The sequence below is a fragment of the Alistipes sp. CAG:268 genome, assembly GCA_000434235.1.
Lineage (GTDB): Bacteria > Bacteroidota > Bacteroidia > Bacteroidales > Rikenellaceae > Alistipes > Alistipes avistercoris.
In genome coordinates, this window is record FR892003.1 from 29,091 (window position 1) to 35,863 (window position 6,773).

A 6,773-nucleotide genomic window follows, 5' to 3' on the forward strand; every position below is an offset into this window, starting at 1 on the left:
GCCGGTAGGGGAGTGCATCGGGCGGGACATCCGCCGCGCAGGCATGCAGGTGGAGGTTTTCGGGCAGCGAGAGCGCCCGGGCAGCCACGGCCCGGCGTTTCGGGTCGCACTCCACGGCATGGATCTCGCATTGCGGTCGGACCAGCGCGCAGAGCAGGGCGAACTCGCCCGTCGAGGCGTTGTCGATCCGAACGGAGGCCGCTTCGGGCATCGCGCCGACAGCCTCCCTGAAGTTGCCGTTGCGCCGCAGCAGGCGGCAGCAGGCCCGGTACGCCCGCCGGCCCGCCGTACGGTACTTCTCGCACACGTACCACGCATAGTAGTCGGCCGTCTCGCGCCGGGCGCAAAGGGCGGCGTAATGGGCGACGTAGTGGCGGCGGATGGCCGAGGTGCGGGCCTTGTAGTCGGCGCCGTAACGGAGGTCGTCGGGGGTGATCCGCCGGCCGACCTCGGCATGCATCGACCCGCGGCGGAGCATGAAATCGCGCTTGGGCAGCACGTGGCCGACACCGTGCAGGTAGATCGGCAGCAGGTCGAGGTGCAGTTGCTCGGCCAGGTAGAAGGCCCCGCGGTGGAAGCGTCCGATCCGGCAGTCGGGCGAGCGCGTCCCCTCGGGGAAGACGACGATCGAATAGCCGCGGCGGACCAGGTCGGCCAGCCGGCCGAGATTGGCCTCGATGCCGTCCGACACGGCGTAGAACTCCGCATAGCGGATCACCAGTCCGTAGATCGGGTTGCGGTGGACCCAGTCGTTGGTCAGCACGACGAGGTTCGGGGTCAGCATCAGGATGCACATCAGGTCGAGGTGCGACTGGTGGTTGCTGATGATGACTGCGGGTTTGTCGAACCGCTCGCCGACAGAGTTGTCGAGCGTGAAGCACGTACCCGGCACACGCCGGACGATGAAGCGCGAGGCGCGGCAGATGAAGCGGTGCAGGCGGCGGCGCTTGCGCTCGGTCGCACCCCCGATACGGAAGTAGAGGAACGTCGCGGGCAGCACCAGCAGAAACATGCTGACACACAGGAAGAGGATCGAGTAGAGCGAGCGGGCGATCCTTGGCACCGTGACGGGCACGGTTCGGGAGGTATGTATGGCGGCACTCATCGCAGCAGTTTTCGGAAAAGGGTACGGGGCCAGCCATATACGGCGGCCAGCAGGCACAGCACGGTGTTGAGCAGCGAGATGCGCACGAAGTCCATCACCGGGCGGAAATGCGTTACGCGGTCCTCGGGATAACTCACCCGGACCGTCACCGGGCACAACGGAACACCGGCCCAGGCCGAAGCCACGAGCAGCTCGAGCTCCGCCTCGTAGCGGGCCGTCAGCCAGCGCTCGCCCCGGATGCCGGAGAGAGGGTAGATGCGCAGCCCGGTCTGCGTGTCGGGCAGGTCGATGCCCGTCTGCAGGCGGAACCAGAAGTTCGAGAAACGGTTGGCGAAGGTGTTTCCGCGAGGCATGTTCTCGTGGTCGAACGGACGGCTGCCGACGATCAGGGCCGCCGGGTTGCGGCGCGAGGCGGCGACGAGGGCCGGGATGTCCTCGGGGTAGTGCTGTCCGTCGGCGTCGATCGTCACCGCATGGGTGAAGCCGCACGCCCGGGCCTTGCGGAAGCCTTCGCGCAGGGCATATCCCTTGCCGCGGTTCCGCGCAAGGGCGACGACCGTAACAGGCACCGGCGACGAGGCGAGGCACGCGGCCGTCGCATCGGTCGAACCGTCGTTCACCACGATGATATCGGGCAGCTGCCGGTGCATGCGCACAACGACGTCGAGGAGCGTCCCGGCATTGTTGTATGTCGGGATGACGGCGCAGAAACGCGGCCCGGGCATGCTTCTGTCACTCTTCCGTAACATCGTCGCAGATCAGGGAGAGTTGGGCGAGCTGCAGCCCGCCGTCCTTCAGCACGGCCTTGACGCGGCACTGCGCACCGTCGAAGTCCACGCTGCGGAAGAGCACCTGCACGGAGGTGCGCTCGGCCGGCGAGAGGACATGGAGGAACTTGACATTGACCACCCGCCGCAGCTCGAGCCGCCGGCCGGTCATCCATTCGAGCAGTTCGGTGACCAGCTGGACGATGCAGACGCCCGGCGTGATGGGGTTGCCGGGGAAGTGGGCCCGGAAGATCACATGCTGCGGGTCAAGACGGAGGCGGTAGCAGGTACCCTCGTCGTCCGTCGTCGCCGCTTCGACAAAGAAAAAGCCGTTCAGTAGTTTCATCGTTCGTCCCTGTTTGGGTCCAACGGGGTGAAGCGGTAGCTCAACGCCCGTCGCATATGGTTGAGTTCCAGCGATCCGTCCTCGCAAAGGCGGATGCTGCAGCCGCACACGACCCGCTCCCCGGAGACAGCGCCGCACTGCAGCAGCAGCGCCAGGTCGCGCCGCAACGTCCGGCGGATATACCACCGGTCGAGGAAGGCCGTCAGGTTCGAGAGCCTCACGCGGCCGCGCTTCGGGTCGTAGCGGAAGTCGAAAGCGCGGATGCCGAACTCGTTGAGCAGCGAGCCGACAACCGCCCCCTCCATGCACTTCACGACGCAGACACCCGAGAGACGGGCCTCTCCGAAACCCAGCGCCACGGCATACTCGCGGCGCTCGCCCTCGCCGTCCGGAAAGAAGTCCTCCCGCGGTGAGGCCGCAGCCGAACCGACGGCCAGCAGCAGGCTAATCGACAGCAAAATACTTTTCGTCGATGTCCACATCGGTCCGTATGTTTTTCAGTTCGATCACCGTGCGGTCGCCGCTCTCCTCGAGCAGTTCCACGCGGGTGACCAGTTTCCGTCCGGGGTCGAAGCAGAGCCTCACCTCGGTGAAGAACTGCCGCATCTCGCGCCGGACTGGCTTCAGCGTGGCGATCCAACGTCCGTCTTCCGCACGGACCTGCGTGTCGAACTCCGCCTCCTGCGTGAGGCACCGGCCCGTCAGCGAATGCATCATGATCCGTGCGATCTGCCGGAACATCCTGTTGCCCGAGGTCTCGACCACGTCGGTATGGCCGGACGAACGCATCATCACCCGGTCGCCGTTCAGCACGAACGTATAGGTATAGGGCGAGAGGTACTCCCAGTGGAGTTTCCCTCCCTCCTGGCGGTAGTACATCACCCCACGCGACACCATCTTGTCCTGCAGGAGCGAGAGCTCCTTGGTCTGGGTGAAGTCGCACTGCAGGCTCCTTATCGCCGAGGCGCTCCGGTCGATGGCGGCGATGAGCTCCGCCTCCGCCGGGTCGTGCGGGGTCTGCGCCGGGAGGTTTCCGAGGCCCGCGAGGAGCAGGAAGAGGATCGTAACTGCGGTTTTCATGGTTTATTTGGCAATTAATACGCATCCGGCCATGATCAGGGCGATGCCGATCCAGCGCGTCAGCGGAATCTGTTCGTGGAAGAAGACGACGGCGGCCAGCATGCCCATGACGTAGGCCAGGCTCAGCATCGGGTAGACCATGCTGAACGGGTAGCGCTTGAGCATGTAGAGCCAGCAGAAGGCCGTGGCCGCGAAGCACAGCCCGCTGCCGATCATGTAAAAATTGGCGAAGAAGCGGCAGAACCAGCCCCAGTTCCATGCGAAGTCGCCGGCACGGTTGAGCGCGATCTTCTGCAGCAGCTGGCAGGCCACCATCAGGGCCGACTGCCCGAGGGCCAACAGGATCAGTCTCCACATAGGGCGCGCAGGATAACGAGTGAGTAATGTTTGCCCCCGCGCTGGTTGAGCACCGCAAGGGCCTGCGGGCGGCCGTCGCCGAGCGGCGCGGCACCGCAGCGGAGCGCGGGCGGGATGAAGCCCCGGCCGAGACAGTGCGCCGCCGCATAGACGCCGTAGGCCGAGGCCGAGTACCCGGTGCCGAACAGGTGCCGGTAGCGGAGCGCAGGTACGCCGGGCAGCAGCCGCGAAACGAAGGTCTCGTAGAAACGATCGTTCGCCGGATTGCCGTCCGCTCCCGTCAGGATTCCCGCAAGCCCCTCCGGTGCAATGCCCGCCTCGGCAAGCGCCTCCGAGAGCAGTTCGGACAGGTCGTCGTCGGTCGGCCGGTAGCGGATGCGCATGGCGGCCACCTCGCACAGCGCATCGCGGCCGTCGTCCGTGAGCAGCAGCGACACGGCCGCCTCCGAACCCGGCGCCTGTCCCTCCGCCCCGAGGCAGCCGATCCGCCGGAGCAGGGTGTAATAGGAGGGGGTCAGCTCGTCGAACCCGCCGACCAGCGCCGTGCGGAGAGCCCCCGCGCGGAACTGCATGCAGGCATCCTGCAGGGCCAGGTCGAACGAGAGATCCTTGTGCGAGTAGGTGATGTTGTATCCGTGCGCCCCGGAGTGGATGGCGAGCAGCGCGGCAATGGTGTTGTGCGTCGATTGCATGAAGTGCGTGGGGCTCAGCATCTGCTCGCCGTCGCGGCACAGCGGCTCGAGGATGCGCTCCGTATTCTCCATGCAACCCAGCCCCGTGCCGACGAGGATGGCGTCGGGGGTCCCGATGCCCGTCTTGTCGGCGATCACGCGGCCGATGACCAGTGCCCGCTTGAGGATCCTGCCCAGCCGGCGGCTCTCGGCCGGCGAGAGCCATAGGCGGAAGTCGGGATCGACGACCCGCGCATAGGGCTCGCGGCAGTACACGGGGGCCGACATCCACTCTTCGCTGAGCGGTTGCTGGAGCGAAATCTGCTCGGCGTCGCGTATGTAGATTCGTTTCATCGTTCTTGCCATTTCGAAAGGAGCAGCGAGGAGTCGTTGCCGCCGAATCCGAACGAGTTGCACAACACGTGGCGGATCTCACGCGGCGGCCGGCTCTCCCGAACCGGGACGATGCCGTTGTCCATCGGGTGCTGCCAGTTGAGATTGACCGGGAGGAACCCGTGCCGGAGAGCCAGGAGGCAGATGACCGTCTCGATGGCGCCCGACGCGCTGGTCGTATGTCCGGTGAAGGCCTTGGTCGAGGAGACGGGCGGCACACGGTCGCCGAAGAGCCGCAGCATGGCGGCACTCTCACTGGCATCGTTGTTGGGTGTTCCGGTTCCGTGGGCATTGATGTAGTCCACCGCCGAGGGGTCGAGCCCCGCATCGGCCAGCGCCCCGCGCATGGCCCGGAAGGCCCCTTCGCCGTCGGCCGAAGAGGCCGTCTGGTGGAAGGCGTCGCAGGTGTTCGCCACGCCGTCGAGCGTCGCCAGCGCACGCACGCCGCGCCTCCGGGCCGAAGCGGCCCGCTCGAGCACCACGTAGGCGGCGCCCTCGCCGAGGTTCAGGCCGGCGCGCGTGGCGTCGAATGGCCGGCAGGGCTGCGTGTCGAGGATCATCAGCGCGTTGAACCCGTTCAGGTGGAAGCGCGTGAGGCACTCGCTGCCCCCGGCCACCACGATGTCGAACGCCCCGCTGCGGATCAGGTTGGCGCCGACCAGAATGGCGTTCATCGCCGAAGAGCAGGCCGTCGATGGGGTGGACACGAACCCGAAGCGGCCGAAGCGGTCGGCAATCAGTTCCGTCGAGGCTCCGCAGTCGTGCATGGCGATGTATTCGTTGCGCGAGTCGTTGGCCAGGAAATCGGGGTAGTAGCACTCGCTGCGGTCCATGCCGCCGACGGTCGTTCCCGAGATGAAAGCCGCGCCGGGCAGTTCTCCGCCGGACAAACCGGCCTCGTCGAGCGCCTCACCGAGGGCCAGCATGCCCAGCAGGGCCGTGCGGATGGTCGGCGTCGAGGCATCGATGCCCAGCGCCGCACACAGCTCTTCGTCGCTCATCGGCACCTCGCCCACGGGAAACTCGGTATGTACGCTCCGCAGGTAGCGCATCGGCCCGATGCCCGAACGCCCGGCGACGAGCGACTCGAGCACCTCGCGCTTGTTGCATCCGACGGCCGAGACGATTCCGGCTCCCGTGATCCATATCGGCTCCTTCATCGCAGTGCCTATTTCGTGCGGTTCTCGGCGATATACCGGGCCATGACATTGATGCTCCGGAAGATCTCGCGGCCGACGGAGGGGTCCTTCAGCTTGATGCCGTACCTCTTCTCCATCAGGACGATCAGCTCCAGGGCGTCGATCGAATCCAGTCCCAGACCGTCGCCGAACAGCGGAGCGTCGTTGTCGATCTCCTCGGGTTTGACCTCCTCGAGGTTCAGGGCCTCGATAATAGCATTCTTGAGTTCGTAAATCAGTTCTTCCATATCTTCAAATAACTCGTGTTTATCGTTGAATATCCATAATTTCCCTCACCGACTCTTCCGTCCATGCAGTTCCTCCGGGCACCTCCTCGCAGCCGACCAGGAAGAGTGTGGCCGCCGCCTCCCCGCCGCCGGGGTGCTCGACCCAGCCGCAGAGCACCGACCGCGTTTCCGGATCGAGGAACGCCTCGCCGACCGTGGCGACCATCTGCGGAACCGGATCCCCGTCGAGCAGGTAGCACGAGGTTTCGCCGAGGTACCTGTTCCTGATGGCGATCTCTCCGGTCACGATGTTGGCCAGCGTATAGACAAAGACCGCCGGGCTGGGGTAGTAGTCCGCCGGGTCGGCGATCGTCTGCTGGTAGCGGCTGTCGCTGGCGAACGAACCGCTGCGGGTGAAGAGCACCACGGCGCGGTCCTCGCGCGGGGTGAAACGCTCCGCTTCGCTGTCGAGCAGCAGCTCCGAGGCGACGAATCCCAGGCGGCAGAGCGGGTCCATCTTGAAAAACTTCGGATAACCGCCCGCATACCTGCGGTAGAGGGCCACGAGCAGCGGGTCGTCCGAAGGCTCCAGCCTTACGGGCTCTCCGTCGCGCACCGCCCCGGCGGGCGTCAGCCGGATCCATCTTCC

General features: G+C 66.0%; 9 protein-coding genes and 1 pseudogene. All 10 read right to left on the reverse strand.

What is annotated here, in order from left to right:
- Positions 1–1,105 (reverse strand): lysophospholipid acyltransferase family protein (locus tag QZL63_RS06295; protein WP_290586252.1); only part of this gene is annotated, 1,105 nt, incomplete at its 3' end.
- Entirely contained in the window at positions 1,102–1,830 is a 729-nt protein-coding gene (locus QZL63_RS06300) for a glycosyltransferase family 2 protein (RefSeq protein ID WP_022308483.1), read from the reverse strand. The genes QZL63_RS06300 and QZL63_RS06295, both read right to left, overlap by 4 nt.
- Positions 1,831–1,837: 7 nt before the next feature.
- Entirely contained in the window at positions 1,838–2,218 is a 381-nt protein-coding gene (locus QZL63_RS06305) for a hypothetical protein (RefSeq protein ID WP_022308484.1), read from the reverse strand.
- Positions 2,215–2,700, reverse strand: coding sequence for a hypothetical protein (locus QZL63_RS06310; protein ID WP_022308485.1), 486 nt, complete (start codon positions 2,698–2,700; stop codon positions 2,215–2,217). Before QZL63_RS06310 ends, QZL63_RS06305 begins: the two co-directional genes overlap by 4 nt.
- On the reverse strand, positions 2,663–3,298 hold the full coding sequence (locus QZL63_RS06315) for an outer membrane lipoprotein carrier protein LolA (RefSeq protein WP_022308486.1): 636 nt from the start codon (positions 3,296–3,298) through the stop codon (positions 2,663–2,665). The genes QZL63_RS06310 and QZL63_RS06315 overlap by 38 nt, the downstream gene beginning before the upstream one ends.
- 3 nt (positions 3,299–3,301) lie before the next feature.
- Positions 3,302–3,655: an EamA family transporter gene (locus tag QZL63_RS06320; RefSeq protein WP_022308487.1), complete on the reverse strand. Its 354-nt coding sequence runs from the start codon at positions 3,653–3,655 to the stop codon at positions 3,302–3,304.
- Complete coding sequence (locus tag QZL63_RS06325) at positions 3,643–4,680, reverse strand: beta-ketoacyl synthase chain length factor (RefSeq protein WP_022308488.1); 1,038 nt, start codon at positions 4,678–4,680, stop codon at positions 3,643–3,645. The genes QZL63_RS06320 and QZL63_RS06325 overlap by 13 nt, the downstream gene beginning before the upstream one ends.
- A complete protein-coding gene (locus QZL63_RS06330) occupies positions 4,677–5,879 on the reverse strand; it encodes a beta-ketoacyl-[acyl-carrier-protein] synthase family protein (RefSeq protein WP_022308489.1) in 1,203 nt (400 codons plus the stop codon). Before QZL63_RS06330 ends, QZL63_RS06325 begins: the two co-directional genes overlap by 4 nt.
- 8 nt (positions 5,880–5,887) lie before the next feature.
- On the reverse strand, positions 5,888–6,178 hold the full coding sequence (locus tag QZL63_RS06335) for a phosphopantetheine-binding protein (protein ID WP_290586289.1): 291 nt from the start codon (positions 6,176–6,178) through the stop codon (positions 5,888–5,890).
- Positions 6,165–6,773 (reverse strand): annotated as a pseudogene (locus QZL63_RS06340) (hypothetical protein); the annotation flags it as partial. The gene QZL63_RS06335 and the pseudogene QZL63_RS06340, both read right to left, overlap by 14 nt.